Origin of the sequence: Acetobacter aceti (genome assembly GCF_002005445.1) — a bacterium.
In the GTDB taxonomy this organism is placed as follows: domain Bacteria; phylum Pseudomonadota; class Alphaproteobacteria; order Acetobacterales; family Acetobacteraceae; genus Acetobacter; species Acetobacter aceti_B.
In genome coordinates this window covers 3,298,637-3,316,218 of record NZ_CP014692.1, presented here as the reverse complement: position 1 = coordinate 3,316,218, position 17,582 = coordinate 3,298,637, and the positions used below count along the sequence as shown (strand labels likewise).

Genomic DNA, 17,582 nt, shown 5'->3' with positions numbered 1-17,582 from the left:
TACCTGCCTTTATTTCAGTCGAAGCAGGTCATGTTTCTCTTTAACTTTTTACTATATTTTCCATGCATCTTATTTTTTGTCGGTATACCGCGCCGTTTCATACGGCGCGGTGATCATCAGATACCGATACGGACGCCCAGTTCGACAACCCGATCGAGTGGTATACGCAAGAAGTCCGTAACGGGCGTTGCATTTCGCGTCATGAGAAGAAACAGCGCCATGCGCCAACGTGAGATCTGGGATGGCTGCGCACGGACCAGCAATTCACGCGACACGAAATAGGAAGCCTGCGGCAAGTCGAAACCGGTATCCCCAACCTGTAGTTGAGCAAGAGCCACCGGAAGATTCGGCATTTCCATGAAGCCATAACAAAGCATGACCCGATAAATGTTTGGCGCGATCTCGGTTACTTCGGCCCGCTGGTCGGGCGCCACCTGAGGAATGTTGACGTTCCTGACCGTGAGAAGAATAACGTGATCATGTAATACCTTGTTGTGTTTGAGATTATGAAGAAGCGATGTCGGAATGTATTCAGGATTTGCCGTCATGAACACACCCGTCCCTGGCACACGGATAATGCTCCGGGAATGAGGAAGACGCGCAATGAAAGTTCCTACCGGCATCGCATCATGCTGTTGCCGTGAGAGAACAAGGCTTCTCCCTTTTTTCCATGTGAACATCATCATGATCAAAACGGCTGCTAGCAGAACCGGCACCCATCCGCCTTCAATGATTTTCAGAGTGTTCGAGGCGAAAAAAATTCCGTCTATGATAAAGAAACCGCCGAACACGGCGATGGTCGCCCAAGCAGACCATTTGTACCGGTCTCGATAAACAACAGCAGCGAGAATACAGGTGCAGAGAAATGTGCCGGTTACGGCAATGCCATAGGCCGACGCCAGAGCCTCGGAACTACGGAACGCGATGACGAGAAGCAACGCGCCCACCATGAGCGAATGGTTGAGACCAGGCAGGTATATCTGGCTTTCTTCCGTGGGGTTTGTGTGCATGATCCGCATGCGCGGCACATAACCGAGTTGGATTAATTGTCGGCACAGGGAAAACCCCCCGGATATGCACGCCTGGCTGGCAATGACTGTGGCAATTGTCGATATGATGATCATAGGGACCTGAAGCCATTGCGGCCCCAGCAGAAAGAACGGATTGGAGATCGTTGCCGGATCAGAGATCAGCAATGCCCCTTGACCGAAATAATTGAGTGCCAGGCAGGGCAGGACAAAAAACAACCACGCTTCGCGAATGGGCCTGCGCCCAAAATGGCTCATATCGGCATAAAGGGCTTCGGCACCGGTCACGGCGAGGACTACGGAACCAAGGGCCAGGAACGACAGATAACCATGCCGGGCGATGAACATGATCGCATAGGTAGGTGAAAGTGCAAGCAGGATCGTAGGGTGGTGAAGGATGGCAAGAATGCCTAAAACCCCAATCATCAGAAACCAGAGTACCATCACCGGACCAAAAATGATGCCGATCTTGCCCGTGCCATGAAACTGGATCGAGAACAGTCCGATCAGAACGGCAATTGATAAAGGGACAACAAGATGGCTCGCGGCCGGAAACGAAACCTCGATGCCCTCGATTGCCGAGATGACCGAGACTGCTGGTGTAATGATGCCATCGCCAAAGAACAGGCAGGCCCCTATGACACCGATCATTCCAAGAAGCAGCTTGACGGATTTACGCTTCGCGTTCTGCTGCGCCAGAGACATCAGAGCGATAATGCCACCCTCGCCATTATAGTCGGCGCGCATGACAAGAATGACGTATTTTACCGTCACGACGAGCATGAGCGTCCAGAACAGGAGGCTTTCAACTCCCAGCACCTCGCTTGCGGAGATAGTTCCGTGATCCGATACGACTTGAGCTGTCGTGCGCAATGCATAAAGCGGGCTGGTACCGATGTCGCCGAACACGACCCCAAGCGCGCCTAATATCGCGGCAAAGCCGGCAGGACGAGCATCATGTCCCGCTGACCCCTTTCCGCCCTGAACGGCGACCGGTGCTGTTAAAGACACTATCTCATCTCCAGTAATATTGATTGATCAAGCCAAGTATTCCGTGCATGCTTTTTTTTCTGTGCATCGCAGTGTGAAGAATTACCTGTCATTAAAAGCCGAGCACCGCATCTGCACCAAAGGTGAACTGGCCTGTGTTGCGCAGGTCGTTGAAGGGCGTCGTGCCATTGAGGGAGCGATCGAAGCGTATTTCCGGGCGAATCTCGAACAGCTTGACGTGGTGTCCGAAGGCCGGATGCCAGTTCGCGCCGAGCGTGAGCGCGCCATAAGTCGTGGGTGGGGCAGACTGGGTATACGCGCTCTTGCCCAACGTGGCCCGGATATAGGAGGTGTCGCCAAGGAACGAGGTGACGAATAGGCCCGTATTATCGCGATAGATCTCGCCGCGATAGTTCAGCGTGAGGCTTGGTGTGATCTGATAGCTCACATAACTGACGAAGCTGTAAGCATCCGCGCGAAGGCCATCGTCATGCATATAGTTGAACTCACCGGTCACGGAGAGCTTGTCGTTGATCTTGTACGTTCCGTTCAGGTCGTTCCAGAACCTCTGGGAAGAATTGGCCTGTTTGCCCAATGTCCGGATGGCGTCTTCCGGGCCGACGCGGCCGAGATAGGTAAAGGAAAATTTTCCGCCAAGCAGCCCGCTGCCATTGACGCCGAAATAGCCGGCTGCCGCGTGATTGTTGTCGCCTCCACCAAACGAGACCTGATTACCGGTATCGACACCGAAAAGCGCACTGAAATGGTCATCGACATGCCATTGGAACATCGCGCCGACATGTTCGAAAGTGGTGGAATACTGGGTCGTGTAGGATAGCGTGTAGAAGGGCCTCAGTGAGGGATCATAGGATTCCACACCCATTGGAGAAGTGAGGATACCTGCTTGCATATCCAGCCCGTGCCGGGTCAGCCAGGGCAGATGCAGGTCAAGATGCGCCTGGGGGAGGATGAACTGGTAGCGACTGGAAATCGCGTTCGAAGTAATCCCGGCTATCTGGAAGTAACGTGCATCGGCACCATACATACCCTGAAGAAAAAAACCGATCTGATAGTCATGTGCTGTCGTATCGACAGCGCGGTTGACCGTCAGAAGAATCTGGTCTAGCTGCGGTTGATTGGCGCGATCGCCGAAGAACTGGCCAAAATTGACGCCGTTATCGGGTCGGGCGGGATTGGCGTTGATGCCTCCTTCAATCTGTGCGCCGTAGGTGATGGACTTCGCCCAGCTTCCGAGATCGGAAGCGAAGGCACTGGGCACGGCCCAATGCGACGCTGCCAGCAAGATCATCGTGGCGAAACCGAGCCGACGGACCATGTCCCGGTTTGCCCCGACTTTAGATAGCTGCGGTGCAAGCATGATTTTTACGCTGCCCACCGAATAGAACGTCCCGTGCAATCGTCGGAGACGCTGCAGACTATAAGCCACATATTTCATATCAGCGATCATTCCCGGCTCGAGATTTTCTTAGCCGAGTAGGCATCGGGTCATGGGTCTGACAAGAGCAAGGGCCTTTCCGTCGCCCATTTTCACCCGAATTCCTATGAGATTCATATATTGCGGCGGCGAACGCCCACTCTCTTTCCTATGCGGATGCTGCGATAACCTGTTTTGGCAGAAGGAATGGATTTCTATGCTTGATGTTCTTTATTGCGGACTTGGAATCGTGGGTTTTTTGATTTCCCTAGGCTTCCTGTCCTTTTGTGAACGGATCTAGCGTCATGTCGCTTGATTTCATTTTAGGCGGCGCGGTGACCCTTGGCCTTCTGGTCTACGTCTTCTTTGCGCTGGTGCGTCCGGAAAGGTTCTGAGAAATGACGATCACTGGCTGGACGCTCATAGCCGCCTTCCTGGTCGCGACGGTTCTCCTCACTCCCGTTGCCGGTAATGCCATGACGCGTGTGATGGGCGCGTCCATGGGAGCCGTCGGACGCTTCTTCAGACCGTTGGAGGCAGGTCTCTACAGGCTTGCCGGGATAGATGCGGCCCGGGAACAAAGCTGGTGGGGCTACGCCCTCGCCATGCTGGTTTTCAAGCTGGTCTGTTTCCTAGTGGTCTACTCATTCTTGCGCTTGCAGGCGCATCTCCCCCTCAATCCGCTTGGTCTCGGCTCGCTGACACCGGATCTTGCTTACAATACCGCCATCAGTTTCATGACGAATACCAACTGGCAGAGTTACGCCGGCGAGACGACAATGAGTTATCTCAGCCAGATGGTGGCGCTGACGGTGCAGAATTTCACCTCGGCCGCCGCGGGTATCGCCATTGCGTTCGCCGTATTTCGGGGGTTCGCCCGGGGTAGTGCCAAGACGATCGGCAATTTCTGGGTCGATCTGACGCGGATCACGTTGTATGTGCTGGTCCCGGGAAGTGTAGTCCTGGCCTTATTCCTCGTATGGCAAGGCGTGCCGCAAACCTTCTCGAATAGCATTGCGGTCACCACGCTCGAAGGCGCGCACCAAACCATTGCTGTCGGGCCGGTCGCCTCGCAGGAAGCGATCAAGATGCTGGGAACCAACGGCGGCGGGTTCTTTAACACGAACTCGGCGCATCCGTTCGAGAATCCCACACCTCTTACGAATTTCATCGAGATGCTGGCAATTTTCGTGATCGGGGGGGGCCTGACCTCCGCTTTCGGGCGCATGGTGGGCGACAGGCGCCAGGGATGGGCGGTGTTCTCCGTCATGGCGGCGCTGTTCGTCGTGGGTGTGGCCGTGACTTACTGGGCCGAAGGGCACGCCAACCCGGCATTCGCGGCGCTTGGCGTTGATCCGGGCTTGGGCAACATGGAAGGCAAGGAAACGCGGTTCGGGATCGCGGCGTCCTCGCTGTTCGCCACTGTGACGACCGATGCTTCCTGCGGTGCGGTCAATGCCATGCACGAGAGCTTCCTGCCACTGGGTGGGATGGTTCCGCTGGTCAATATGATGCTTGGCGAGGTGATCTTCGGCGGCGTCGGCTCGGGAATGTACGGCTTCCTGCTGTTCGCGGTCGTCTCGGTGTTTATCGCAGGGCTGATGGTCGGGCGCACACCAGAGTATCTCGGCAAGAAAATCGAAGCGCGCGAGATCAAGATGACCATGCTGGGCATCCTGGTGCCCCCCATGATGATCCTCACGATGACAGCCATCGCCATAGTGGTTGCTCCAGGCACCTCTGCAATGTCCGCCAGCGGTCCGCATGGCTTCACCGAGGTGCTGTATGAATACACGTCAGCCGGCGCTAATAACGGCAGCGCCTTTTCCGGTCTGACGGCCAACAGTTTCTGGAATATCACACTCGGAATCACGATGATGATCGGTCGGTTCTTCGTCATCATTCCCGCGCTGGCCCTCGCGGGTTCGCTCGCCGCCAAGAAGACGGTTGCACCCTCTGTTGGCACGTTTCCCACCCATGGCGGGCTGTTCATCGGTCTCGTGATCGGCGTGATCCTGATCGTGGGAGGCCTGACCTTTCTGCCTGCCCTCGCCCTCGGTCCTATCGTCGAGCATCTCGCGATGGGTGCCGGTACGCTCTATTGACGGGATAGCATCATCATGACTGTTCAATCTATAATCCCGGCTCATGATGGATCGGGCGGAAAAGAAAATGACGGCGATCCGGGCCGTTCGAGTCTTCTGCGTGCCGATCTTCTGGTGCCCGCGATCCGCGAGAGCTTTCGCAAGCTCGACCCGCGTGTCATGTGGCATAACCCGGTCATGTTCGTCGTGGAGATCGTCTCCACACTGACCACGATCCTGCTGATTCGTGACCTGGCGACGGGCGCACCGCATATTGGCTTCGCCATCCAGATCAATCTCTGGCTCTGGTTTACGGTGCTGTTCGCGAATTTTGCCGAAGCCGTCGCAGAGGGGCGCGGGAAAGCTCAGGCGGCGAGTCTTCGCCGGGCACGGACGGATGCAACGGGTAAGCGGCTTCTGCCCACCGATACTGGCCAATGGTCCTATGCGGGTGTGTACGAAGAAGTGCCTGCGCCCGAGCTTCAGCCCGGCGACGTGGTGCTCGTCGAGGCGGGTGACTTCGTGCCGAGTGACGGTGAGGTCATCGAGGGCGTCGCCTCGATCGACGAGTCCGCGATTACTGGCGAGTCAGCGCCGGTTGTGCGGGAGAGCGGTGGCGATCGTTCTGCTGTCACGGGTGGCACACGCGTCCTGTCAGACTGGATCATCGTCAGAATTACTGCCGCGCAGGGCTCAACCTTCCTGGACCGCATGATCGGGCTCGTCGAGGGGGCGCAGCGCCAGAAGACGCCTAACGAGATAGCCCTCAACATCCTGCTTGCGGGACTTACACTCGTCTTCATCTTCGCGATCGCGACAATTCCGTCTTTCGCCGCCTATGCCGGCGGACAGATTCCCGTTCTTGTGCTGGTCGCGCTGTTCGTGACGCTCATTCCGACCACCATCGGCGCGCTGCTTTCGTCCATCGGCATCGCAGGCATGGATCGGCTGATCCGCTTCAATGTGCTCGCCATGTCCGGTCGAGCGGTGGAGGCAGCGGGTGATGTCGATACGCTGTTGTTGGACAAGACCGGTACGATCACCATAGGCAATCGTCAGGCCTCGGATTTTCTTCCGGTTCCGGGCGTGACGGAACAGGAACTCGCGGACGCGGCCCAACTTGCCTCGCTGGCCGATGAGACCCCGGAGGGGCGTTCAATCGTTGTGCTGGCGAAGGAGCGTTTCAACATCCGTGCCCGGGAAATGGCACAGGCCGGGATGCAGTTTGTTCCGTTTACCGCCCAGACCCGCATGAGCGGCGTTGACATCGGCGAGCGTTGCATCCGCAAGGGAGCCGTGGACAGTGTGCTGGCCTATCTCGGCAATCCGGCAGATGCTTCCGCCCAGGCGGCGATTGCGAACGCGGACACCGTGGGACGCGCCGGGGGCACGCCGCTGGCCGTGGTGGACGACGACAGGTTGCTCGGGATCGTGGCGCTCAAGGACGTCGTCAAGGGTGGCATTCGTGAGCGTTTCGCCGAATTGCGCCGTATGGGTATCCGCACGGTCATGATAACGGGCGACAATCCTCTCACGGCCGCTGCGATCGCTGCCGAAAGTGGCGTGGACGATTTTCTTGCTCAAGCCACGCCAGAAGCCAAGCTCGCATTGATTCGCAAGGAACAGGCTGAAGGCAAGCTTGTGGCCATGTGCGGCGACGGTACCAACGATGCTCCCGCCCTGGCGCAGGCGGATGTCGGTGTGGCGATGAACACCGGCACAATGGCTGCCCGCGAAGCCGGAAACATGGTCGATCTCGACAGCGATCCGACGAAGCTGATCGAGATCGTGGGGATCGGCAAACAGCTCCTGATGACACGCGGCGCGCTGACCACGTTCTCAATCGCCAACGACGTGGCGAAATATTTCGCCATCATCCCGGCCATGTTCATAGGCTTCTATCCGCAGCTCTCGGCGTTGAACGTCATGCGCCTAGGCACACCGCAGAGCGCCATCCTGTCAGCGATCATCTTCAACGCCCTCATCATCATCTTTCTTATTCCCCTTTCGCTCACGGGGGTGCGCTATCGCCCCGTCGGGGCGGCCGCGCTCCTGCGACGCAATCTTCTCGCTTTCGGTGTTGGCGGTGTCGTGGCGCCGTTCGTCGGCATCAAGCTGATCGACCTGCTCGTCAACGCGCTTGGCATCGCCTGAAGGAAAAAGTTCCATGCTTCGCGAACTGAGACCCGCCCTCGTCCTGTTTCTCTTCCTTTCCGTTGTCACTGGCGTGCTCTATCCGCTGGCCATCACAGGGGCCGCAAGCGTCCTTTTTCCGCGACAGGCGGGGGGAAGTCTCGTCCTTGTGGATGGCAAGCCGGTCGGCTCTGAACTCATCGGGCAGAATTTCACCTCGCCGCGCTATTTCCATCCCCGCCCCTCAGCTACCAGCGGTCCAGATCCGGTCGATGCGTCGAAATCGGGGCCGCTGCCCTACAATGCCGCAGCGTCCGTGGGCTCCAACCTCGGTCCGACCTCGAAATCTCTCGTGGACAGGGTCACGGCAAGCGTCGCCGCGCTACGGGCTGAAAATCCGGAGGCCGTCAGAGAGGGGCTTGCCATTCCGGCCGATCTGGTGACGACGTCGGGCAGCGGTCTGGACCCGGACATCTCACCCCAGGCCGCCCGGTTCCAGGTGTCCCGGATCGCTGCGGCCCGGAAACTTCCTGAGGAGAGGGTACACGACCTGATCCTGCGCATGACCCAGGCGCCGCTGGCGGGAGTGCTTGGAGAGCCGCGTATAAATGTCCTGCGGTTGAACTTGGCACTTGATGCTATGAAATAGCTGATGGAGGACCGTATCGACAGACCCGATCCTGATGCGCTTCTGCGCCAGACCACCCATGAAATGGGCGGGACGCGCGGTCGGCTAAAGATATTTGTCGGCGCGGCTCCCGGCGTGGGCAAAACCTTCGAGATGCTCACGACGGCGCACCGGCTCATAAGGGATGGCGTCGACGTCGTGGTGGGCATCGTCGAGACACACGGGCGATCCGAAACTGCGGCCCTGCTCGACGGTCTGGAGGTCGTGCCCCGTCGTGTCGTGGCTTACCGGGGCCAGACGCTGACTGAGATGGATCTGGACGCGATCCTCGCCCGTCAGCCCCGGCTGGTACTGGTCGATGAACTGGCGCATACGAATGGATCGGGCAGCCGTCATCCGAAACGCTGGATGGATGTCGAGGAGCTACTCGCTGTCGGAATTGATGTCTTCACCACGGTCAATATCCAGCATCTGGAGAGCCTGAACGACATCGTTGCCGGTATTACCCGGATTCGCGTACGTGAAACCGTGCCCGATACTGTGATTGACCGGGCCGACGAGATCGAGTTGATTGACCTGACGCCAGCCGACCTTTTGCAACGGCTGCGCGAAGGCAAGGTCTATACGGCGCCGGCGGCGGCGCGGGCGATGCGGAATTATTTCTCGCCGGGAAATCTGACCGCGTTGCGCGAACTTGCACTGCGACAGACCGCGCGGCAGGTCGACGCCCAGTTGATCGACCATATGCGCTCCAACGCGATCAACGGTCCATGGGCAGCGGGAGAGCGGATTCTTGTCTGCCTTACGCTTCAGGATGTTGATGGAAGCCTGCTACGCTATGGACGGCGGCTCGCCGAACGGTTTCACGCACCCTGGACGGTGCTGCATGTGGAGACCAGCCGGGAAGCTGGTGTGACAATTCGTCAGCGCACGGCAAGCCAGATGCATCTCGCGCAGTCGATGGGTGCGGAGACGGTCACGATACCGGGCCAGGACGTTGCGGCCGAGACACTGGTCTGGGCGCGGCGCCACAATATCACGCAGATTGTCGCCGGACGTCCCGTAAGCAGTCCCTGGACAAACTGGCTGATGCCATGGGCTTGGGCATCGGTAACGCGTATTCTGGCCGACCGGGCTGGAGATATTCCGGTCCATGTCGTGGGGGCGACCGATGTTGATGGCGACGTAGAAGAAAGGTCGGAAAAGCGCCCGCTCGCCTTCAGTCCCTATATCGCGGCGACCGGCATTGTGGCTGCCGCACTTGTTCTGTCTCTAGCGCTTCGTCATGGGATGGAGGTTCAGAATGTCTCGCTGACATTCTTGACAGCCGTGCTCGGTGTTGCTCTCGGCTTTGGCTTGTGGCCCTCACTCTACGCCTCGGTCATGGCCGTGCTGTTGTTCAATTTTTTCTTTCTGCCGCCACTTTATACGTTCGTTATATCTTCGCCCGACAACATCGCGGCTCTCGTTTTTTTTTCCATAACCGCCGTCACGGCCAGTCACCTTGGCAATCGGGTCCGTGCGCAGGCGATCGTTGCGCGGCATCGGGCGGAGATTACCGAGTCATTGTACGAGTTCAGTCGTAAGCTCACCGGCATCACATCCATGGATGAGCTTTTGTGGACGACCTGTCGGCAGATCGCCGAAATGCTCGACCGGCAGATCGTCATTCTTCTGCCGCACGACGACAAACTCATCATCCGCGCCAGCGATCCGCCGGAAAAAAGTTTGGACTCTGCTGACCTTGCGGCGGCGACATGGGCGTGGCGACATGATCGTGCGGCGGGACGGGGCTCCGATAATCTTCCGGGTGCACGTCGGTTGTTTGTGCCATTGCGGACAGCACGTGGACCTATCGGGGTGATTGGTTTGGATTCTGATGGTCCCGGACTCCTGCTCGGGCAGGAGCAGCAGCGTCTCGTCGATGCGTTGGGCGATCAGACTGCACTCGCGATCGAGCGCATCGTCTTGTCACAGGATCTCGATCAGGCGCGTTTGCACGCGGAAACCGAACGTTTGCGTGGGGCGCTTCTTTCATCGATCTCGCACGACCTGCGCACACCGCTTTCCTCCATCCTCGGGGCGGCGTCCAGTCTCGATAGTTATGACGCTCTGCTGGATGACAAGGATCGGAAAGAGCTTCTGTCCACTATTCGTGAGGAAGCTGAACGCCTCTCGCGTTTCGTCGCCAACTTGCTCGACATGACGAGGCTGGAAGCCGGAGCTCTGACCCCCGCGCGACAACTCTGCGATCTGGGCGAGATTGCCGGAAGCGCGCTGGCGCGTGCTGCCGTGATTCTCCGGCATCATCACGTATCGCTCAAGGTCGCACCCGATCTGCCACTGGTCCCGCTGGATGACGTTCTCGTGGAGCAGGCATTATTCAATATTCTCGATAACGCCGCGAAATATACTCCCGAGGGCAGCATGGTGATGATCGAAATCGCACGAAAAGGGGGAAGTATCCGCCTGCGTCTGACCGACGAAGGCCCTGGTCTGCCCGCCGACAATCCTGAACGGGTATTCGACAAATTCACACGTATCCAATTCTCGGATCGGCAGCGACCGGGAACGGGACTTGGTCTCGCGATCGCTAAAGGATTTGTCGAAACTGCGGGTGGTTCGATCACGGCGGAAAACCGTCCTGATCGCACCGGGGCCGTGTTTACGATAAGTTTTCCGATTGTAGCGGAGGTATCAGGATGAGTGCGCCGCGTGTCCTCGTTGTCGATGACGAACCCGCCATCCGGCGTCTTCTGCGAACCAGTCTCGCGACCCAGGACTGGCGCGTGATCGAGGCTGGAAACGGCATGAGCGCGCTGGCGGCGGTGAAAGCCGAAGAGATCGATGTCGTGCTGCTTGATCTGGGACTTCCAGACATGGACGGTATCGAAGTCATTCGCCAGATACGCCTGACGTTGCCCACTTTGCCGATTGTCGTACTTTCGGTGCGCGATGACGAACGGGGCAAAGTGGCTGCCCTGGACCTAGGAGCGGATGATTATGTTACCAAACCTTTCGGCATGGCCGAGCTGATCGCCCGGCTGCGCGCCGCGCTCAGGCATGCCCTTCAGAAAGAAGGCACGATTCCGCTCTATGTCTCAGGTGATCTCAACGTGGATCTCGTTCGTCGAATTGTGACCCGTAGCGGCGATGAAGTCCATCTTTCGCCGCGAGAATGGGATATTCTACGACTCCTGATCCGTCATGCAGGACGTGTCCTGACCCATAAGCATATATTGGGGCAGCTTTGGGGGGCGAACGGAGATGTCCAGCAGTTAAGGGTGTATATTCGGCAACTGCGCCAGAAGTTGGAAATTAACCCTGAGAGGCCGCAGCACATTATCACAGAGACTGGGATTGGGTACCGTCTGACCCTTGTGGAGTGAGGTCATTCGGACGCTGGGTAGCTTTGTGAGTAGATGTATAATTCTTGGGTAGTTGCTTCGCCTTCTTAGTATTAGCTTTCATAGGCCGCAAATAGACACTTGTCCGTATTTAAAGTGTTAAAACATTGAAATATCGTAATTATATTTTGATCTGAAGTGAATGTCGGTATCGGCCAAACCGTGCCCCCGCAACCATGAATTCCAAACGAAATCAATGACTTAAAAGGCGGCGCAAGCCGCCTTTTGGCGTTCCAGAGCGCTAACTGGAATCATATAGGAATCATCAGGGGGAGAAAAACCGCGTAGTTTTCGGACGCGTGGGGTGCGCCAGATGAGCGCCGGGAAGGGGAGGAATCGGGCCAAGCGGTTTAGGTCTACTTCCGTTCTCCTTGCTTTTCACGGTGTCCTGACGTAACCAGAAATGCGAACGGTTCTCACTTTGTGAGTCGGAATTCAGGACAGCGGCGGGTGAGCACGGCAACCTACAAACATAGCGCGCAGGCGCACGGCGAAATGGTGAGTTACGCTTGGCGTCTGACGGGAAGCCGTGATCAGGCAGAAGAGGTTGTCCAGGAGGCTTATGTCCGACTGGCTGAAGCAGCAGCCAAGCAGTTACTGGAAAAACCAGCGGCTTATCTGCGACGCGTAGTGCATAATCTGGCCCTTGACCATATCCGGTCACGGAAAAGGCGCGAGCGGATATTTGTCGCGGATTCAGATACAAATCTGGCCGAAATGGCATCGACGGAAGCTTCGCCAGAACAACAGACACTTTCGCGTATGGAAATTTTCCGGCTTCAGGAAGCGTTGTCTGAATTGCCGGATAACATACGGATAGCCGTCGAAATGCACCGTCTGGGTGGTGCAAAACTGCGGGAAATCGCGGAAGCGCTGGATGTTTCCACGACGCAGGCTCATTATTTCATACGTAAGGGTGTGGCGCACTGCCTGACGAAGTTGGGCTGATTTTCTCGTATGCCAAGATGTTTTTCCCGAAAAAATCCCGTGTCCAATAGTCTCTTCATAATGAGAGGGAGATGGATCGGTCTGCCTACGGGTAGCCTTCCCGCATGTCCGTTTGTGTTTGGGGGCTTCGCGGTGGAGACCGATGATCTGGAAAATCTGACGCCCGAAGAAAGTGAGGCCCTGGATTGGGTAATTTCGCTCCAGGAAGAGGGTGAAAATCAGACAATCCGTCAGAAGTTCAATATCTGGTTACACGCGACAGAAGAGAATGCGCGTGCCTGGGCCAAAATCTCACGGGTTTACGGCGGTATAGGCGAAACGAAGCCAGCATTTGAAGACACATGGCGTCCGGTCTTGAACAAGGCTGCGTCTTCTATGGTCGTTGGGCAGGTCGCGTTCGGGCGAACTGTGCGTCGCAGACGATTGTATGGGGTAACAGCCCTTGCCGCGAGTGTGGCGGTAAGTTGGTTCATTGTTGGTTCTGATGTGCGCCTCTTTTTTCAGGCGGATCAGGTGACGGGTATAGGCCAGTTACGAACTGTGTCTCTGCCCGATGGAAGCACTGTGACTCTTGCTCCCCGTTCCGCGATCGCATTCACATCCGATGCGCATTCACACACTGTTCGGCTGTTGGAAGGGGAAGCGTGGTTTGATGTAAGACATTCAGCAGAGCAACCCTTCCACGTCGTCGCGCATGATCTGGACGTCATGGATGTCGGTACGAAATTCGACGTGCAGGAAGCAGAACGGGAAACAGAGGTTTCTGTAGAAAGCGGTGCGGTCAGGGTAACGTCTGTTAACCCACCAGCGATATCCGAGGATCTTGTCGCCGGACAAACTGCTGCGATCTCTGCTGATCATCTTGTGAGACGGGGTAATGCCGACCCGACTATAATCGCGGGATGGCGTGACGGGGTGCTCACTGTCCAGAACCGGCCAATATCCGATGTCGTGGAGGCGATCCGTCCGTGGCACCGAGGACTACTTATTCTTCGGGGGGGGAGGCTCGGCACCCGCCGCGTAACGGGTGTCTACGATCTGCGGCATCCACAGGCAGCAATCAAGGCTTTGGCCGATGCCTATGGAATTAAAATTACCAGAATATCGCCATGGCTCGTGATTCTTTCTGAAAGCTAACTCCTTGTTTTAAGGGCACCATATAAATCAGCCTATATTTTATTTTTCAGAAATTTCAAAAAAGACCTTCTCAACAGTCAGTAGAAACATAGGGCATGCAGTTGCGTCGCGTTCGCATAAAATACGCAACGCAGCAAGCGCCATCGGGCTGTAGCATAGAGAAGGTCATCAGGTGATGGGTGCAAAATCCGGCGACGCACGGATGCGGAAATATATTGGAAATTCCAAGGTCTTTTTGCTGACATCGGCTTTGGGCGGAATTGCAGTTTCGCCACTGCACGCGCAGACGACGGCAAAAGAGTTTCACATATCTGCGCAATCTTTGCCCGCCGCACTGACACAGTTTGGTCGTCAGGCTGGTTTGCAGGTGAGTATTCCAGCGTCATTGGTCGAAGGTAAGACGTCCCATGCGGTCAATGGAACAATGTCGCCTTCGCAGTCTCTGGCACAAATTCTGAGTGGCACAGGACTAACTTATCGCGTCAATGGTAACGTCGTTACCTTGGTAACTGCTTCAGCCAACATCACGCTTGGCCCTGTTCGCGTAGGGGGGACAGTCACACATCAAGACCCCACTGGGCCCGGTGTTGGATACGTCGCAACCGATACAATGTCAGGCACCAAGACAGACACGCCACTTACCGAAATACCGAATTCTATTTATGTAGTTACAAAACAATTTATGCAGGATCAGCAGCCACAAAGTGTTCAGCAAGCATTGCGTTATACTCCAGGTGTTTATGCAGAGCCCAATGGGACGTCAGGAAATGGCGCTGCATATGGAGGGGGGAACGGTATGACGCAGCGCGGCTTTAGAAGGTGTTATGCACCTTGAGCGAGTATAGCGGCGTTTCTGAGCATGAAGCATGCGAAAGCGACGACATGGAGACTTGCGAGTGTTGAGGCATAGCGCTCGTAATCCTTGACGAGCCTACGGCATCGCGTGGCCCATGCGAAAGATCTTTCGACGACCCAGCGACGAGGTAGCAGAACAAAACCGCGCTTGGCCTCGGGCAATTTGACGACCTCAAGGGCGATACCGTGAGCCCGCGCTGCCTCTGCCGGCCTCTCACCCGTATATCCCTGATCGACATAGGCCAGTTCGACGCTTTCGTCCGTCACTTCCTGAATGGCGGCAGCGAGGCGTCCGACCTCGGCGCGATCGTCCCGATTGGCTGGCGTGACGTGCAGGGCCAGCAGATGGCCAAACGTGTCCACGGCCATATGCAGTTTCGAGCCCTTTTTGCGTTTGGCCCCATCATATCCGGCGCGTGCCCCGCTCTCCGGCGTCGAACGCAAGGTTCGGCTGTCAAGAATAGCCGCCGTGGGTTCCGCCTTGCGGCCTGAGGCCATGCGCAGCACAGCACGCAGGTCAGACGCCAGCGCTTCGAAGCAGCCTGCCTCCATCCAGCGACGGGATTGCTGATAGACCGCCGACCAGGGCGGCAGATCGTTCGGCATGGCGCGCCAGGCGATCCCGTAGCGGATCACGTAGCGCAACCCGTTGAACAGTTCGCGCAGATCATGCCGCCGCTGTTCCGCGTCCTCTCGCATCAGAACCAGATACGGAACAACCAACGACCATTCTTCGTCTGACACGTCAGAGGGATACGGCTTGCGAGCTTGCTTCATTCAGCATTACTGAAACAATCACGCGCGAAAGTACATAACACCCTCTAGTTCGAAACAGTTTGTTGATGGCTTAATGACGAATTCTTCTAGTGCAGGAGAGACAACATTTCTCGAACGAGTTGAGGCGGTAAACGGACCTGCATCAGTCATGTATGGACAGGTTGCTCCTGGCGGTATGATTGCAATGGATTTCAAAAAACCTACAGCTACCCCTCTTCGTCAGGTTTCTTTGGGGTTTGGAAATTGGGGAAGATACGAGGCAACATTTGACGTGAGCGACAAAATTAACCAGTCTGGAAATGTAAAGTACAGAATATCTGGAATAGGTGTTACGCAAGGTACTCAAACTGATTATGTCAATTACCATAGAGTCGGAGTTTTACCATCTATTTCGTGGGAAATAGATGGTAAAACCTCCTTAACCCTTCTTGGAATGTATATGTATACACCCGGAGAGGGCACTGCGAATGGGTATCCACTGACTGGCACATTAATTTCGAATGGATATCCTAGAATAGCGCGGCATACATTTATTGGCATACCCTCTCTCAATAATAAGGGCGAGAAAGATGCGATGTTCGAATACCAATTTAAGCATAATTTTAATAAATATATAAATTTCAGTCAGACATTTAGGTATGAGAAAAGTGAATACAATTTAGATAACACTTGGACATACTCTCCACAGTCAGGAGAAGCTTTTGCTGGTCCGTGGCAGATGAGGACAAAAAATATTACTACAGGACTAGATACGCGTATTTTTGGGAATTTTAATATAAAAAATGTAAATAACACATGGGTTGTAGGGAGTGATTTTCGTGATTTTAATATGCCAGAATATTACTCTTACAATAGTCAACCGAATAACGTCATAGACGTTTACAACCCATTTTCTAGTTATAGAAATTTATCTTATTGCTTTAATATACATGATAAATCATGTTCTATTTATAGTTCAAACGCCAAATACAACTGGTTTCAAGAAGGTGTCTATTTTCAAGATCAAATCAAATGGCATCGGCTTTCTGTTCTTTTGGGGGGACGCCAAGACTGGGTTAACTTCCATACACATCAAACGAACTATACAAATGAAACATCAGATGGTTCAATTTCCACCACAAAATCCACAACAAAACCAGAGCCGCAGAGCGCATTCACATGGAGAGTAGGAATAATTTATAATTTTGATTCTGGCCTTTCTCCATATTTTAGTTACTCGACTTCTTTTATTCCGCAAACTAATGCCACCAATTATTTGGGACAAACATTCGCGCCGTTAACGGGAAAGCAAATGGAGGCCGGTCTTAAATACAAAGTTCCTGGAAAAAATATTCTGATAACCGCGTCAGCATTCCGCATAGATGAGGATCATTATCTGATTAATGATCTCGTTCATTCTGGTTACAGTACTGATGGTGGTCGCGTCCGTTCTCAGGGATTTGAAGTATCAGCTAATGCCAATATTACAAGAGACTTGAAAATGGTGGCGTCTTATAGTTATACAGATATTCGTTTTGCAAAAACAAATCAAACTGCGCATAGGTTTGATCCTTATACTAACTCTGGGTACGGGAATGCGATCTCTGAGTCCGGCATGTCAGTACCATATGTCCCTCGCAATATGTTTTCAATTTTCGCTGATTATACACTACCAAAGAATATCGCTAAGGGATTTGGTCTCAACTGGGGTATGCGGTACGTAGGCTCTACATACATTGATAATGTTGAGTCATTCAAAACACCTTCATACATATTATTTGATTTGGGAGCTCATTATGATTTTGGGTATATCTCTCATGCTTTGAAGGGTCTTAAAGCACAAATTTCTATTTCTAATCTAACGAATAAGTACTACGTAACATCGTGTTCAACTGGGGAGTGTTACCTTGGGCAAGGTCGTCGTGTGTATGGAAATTTGACGTATAATTGGTGAAATTTCATCAATTTAAACTATGACGAATTTTCCCCATTAGATTCAGCATTTTGCCCCTCGTCTCCATGTCAAACTCGTGGGACAGTCTTGCTGCAAGCGGCGCGGACTGTCCCCGGCAAGATGCGTGGAGCGTCCCTGCAATTTTCATAAGGTCATGCCGCAAGGCGTGAGAACTCAATGTAACCAGAAACTTGGGGCTGCCTGACTGGCGCGGCGTGTTTTGCTGC

General features: G+C 54.9%; 13 protein-coding genes. 10 read left to right on the top strand and 3 right to left on the bottom strand.

What is annotated here, in order from left to right; genetic code table 11:
- Positions 1 to 116: 116 nt before the first annotated feature.
- Complete coding sequence (locus tag A0U92_RS15130) at positions 117 to 2,039, bottom strand: potassium transporter Kup (protein WP_062106292.1); 1,923 nt, start codon at positions 2,037 to 2,039, stop codon at positions 117 to 119.
- 91 nt (positions 2,040 to 2,130) lie between these two features.
- Positions 2,131 to 3,327: an outer membrane beta-barrel protein gene (locus A0U92_RS15125; RefSeq protein WP_408736127.1), complete on the bottom strand. Its 1,197-nt coding sequence runs from the start codon at positions 3,325 to 3,327 to the stop codon at positions 2,131 to 2,133.
- A 431-nt stretch (positions 3,328 to 3,758) separates the two neighbouring features.
- Here A0U92_RS15125 and A0U92_RS15120 point away from each other — a divergent pair, with 431 nt between their 5' ends.
- From A0U92_RS15120 to A0U92_RS15080, 9 genes are all read left to right on the top strand, one after another.
- On the top strand, positions 3,759 to 3,848 hold the full coding sequence (locus tag A0U92_RS15120) for a K(+)-transporting ATPase subunit F (protein ID WP_077813867.1): 90 nt from the start codon (positions 3,759 to 3,761) through the stop codon (positions 3,846 to 3,848).
- A gap of 3 nt (positions 3,849 to 3,851) precedes the next feature.
- Positions 3,852 to 5,558, top strand: coding sequence for a potassium-transporting ATPase subunit KdpA (gene kdpA / locus A0U92_RS15115; protein ID WP_062106290.1), 1,707 nt, complete (start codon positions 3,852 to 3,854; stop codon positions 5,556 to 5,558).
- A gap of 15 nt (positions 5,559 to 5,573) precedes the next feature.
- Complete coding sequence (gene kdpB / locus A0U92_RS15110) at positions 5,574 to 7,691, top strand: potassium-transporting ATPase subunit KdpB (protein WP_231877980.1); 2,118 nt, start codon at positions 5,574 to 5,576, stop codon at positions 7,689 to 7,691.
- A gap of 13 nt (positions 7,692 to 7,704) precedes the next feature.
- The gene (gene kdpC / locus A0U92_RS15105) at positions 7,705 to 8,319 is read left to right on the top strand and encodes a potassium-transporting ATPase subunit KdpC (protein WP_042058417.1); all 615 of its coding nucleotides are present in this window, start codon (positions 7,705 to 7,707) and stop codon (positions 8,317 to 8,319) included.
- Positions 8,320 to 8,322: 3 nt separating this feature from the next.
- The gene (locus A0U92_RS15100; RefSeq protein ID WP_187668786.1) at positions 8,323 to 11,004 is read left to right on the top strand and encodes a sensor histidine kinase; all 2,682 of its coding nucleotides are present in this window, start codon (positions 8,323 to 8,325) and stop codon (positions 11,002 to 11,004) included.
- Positions 11,001 to 11,687, top strand: a complete 687-nt coding sequence (locus A0U92_RS15095) for a response regulator (RefSeq protein WP_062106286.1) — start codon at positions 11,001 to 11,003, stop codon at positions 11,685 to 11,687. Before A0U92_RS15100 ends, A0U92_RS15095 begins: the two co-directional genes overlap by 4 nt.
- A gap of 468 nt (positions 11,688 to 12,155) precedes the next feature.
- Positions 12,156 to 12,653 carry a sigma-70 family RNA polymerase sigma factor gene (locus tag A0U92_RS15090; RefSeq protein ID WP_025860961.1) on the top strand — a complete coding sequence of 166 codons (498 nt, stop codon included), beginning with the start codon at positions 12,156 to 12,158 and terminating at the stop codon, positions 12,651 to 12,653.
- 132 nt (positions 12,654 to 12,785) lie between these two features.
- Positions 12,786 to 13,790: a FecR family protein gene (locus A0U92_RS15085; protein ID WP_187668785.1), complete on the top strand. Its 1,005-nt coding sequence runs from the start codon at positions 12,786 to 12,788 to the stop codon at positions 13,788 to 13,790.
- Positions 13,791 to 13,965: 175 nt separating this feature from the next.
- Positions 13,966 to 14,625, top strand: coding sequence for an STN domain-containing protein (locus A0U92_RS15080; protein WP_077813864.1), 660 nt, complete (start codon positions 13,966 to 13,968; stop codon positions 14,623 to 14,625).
- Here the strand turns inward: A0U92_RS15080 and A0U92_RS15075 are convergent.
- Positions 14,613 to 15,422 carry an IS5 family transposase gene (locus A0U92_RS15075; protein ID WP_077812350.1) on the bottom strand — a complete coding sequence of 270 codons (810 nt, stop codon included), beginning with the start codon at positions 15,420 to 15,422 and terminating at the stop codon, positions 14,613 to 14,615. The genes A0U92_RS15080 and A0U92_RS15075 overlap by 13 nt on opposite strands.
- Positions 15,423 to 15,495: 73 nt before the next feature.
- Here A0U92_RS15075 and A0U92_RS15070 point away from each other — a divergent pair, with 73 nt between their 5' ends.
- The gene (locus A0U92_RS15070) at positions 15,496 to 17,355 is read left to right on the top strand and encodes a TonB-dependent siderophore receptor (protein ID WP_077813863.1); all 1,860 of its coding nucleotides are present in this window, start codon (positions 15,496 to 15,498) and stop codon (positions 17,353 to 17,355) included.
- The last annotated feature ends 227 nt before the right edge of the window (positions 17,356 to 17,582 follow it).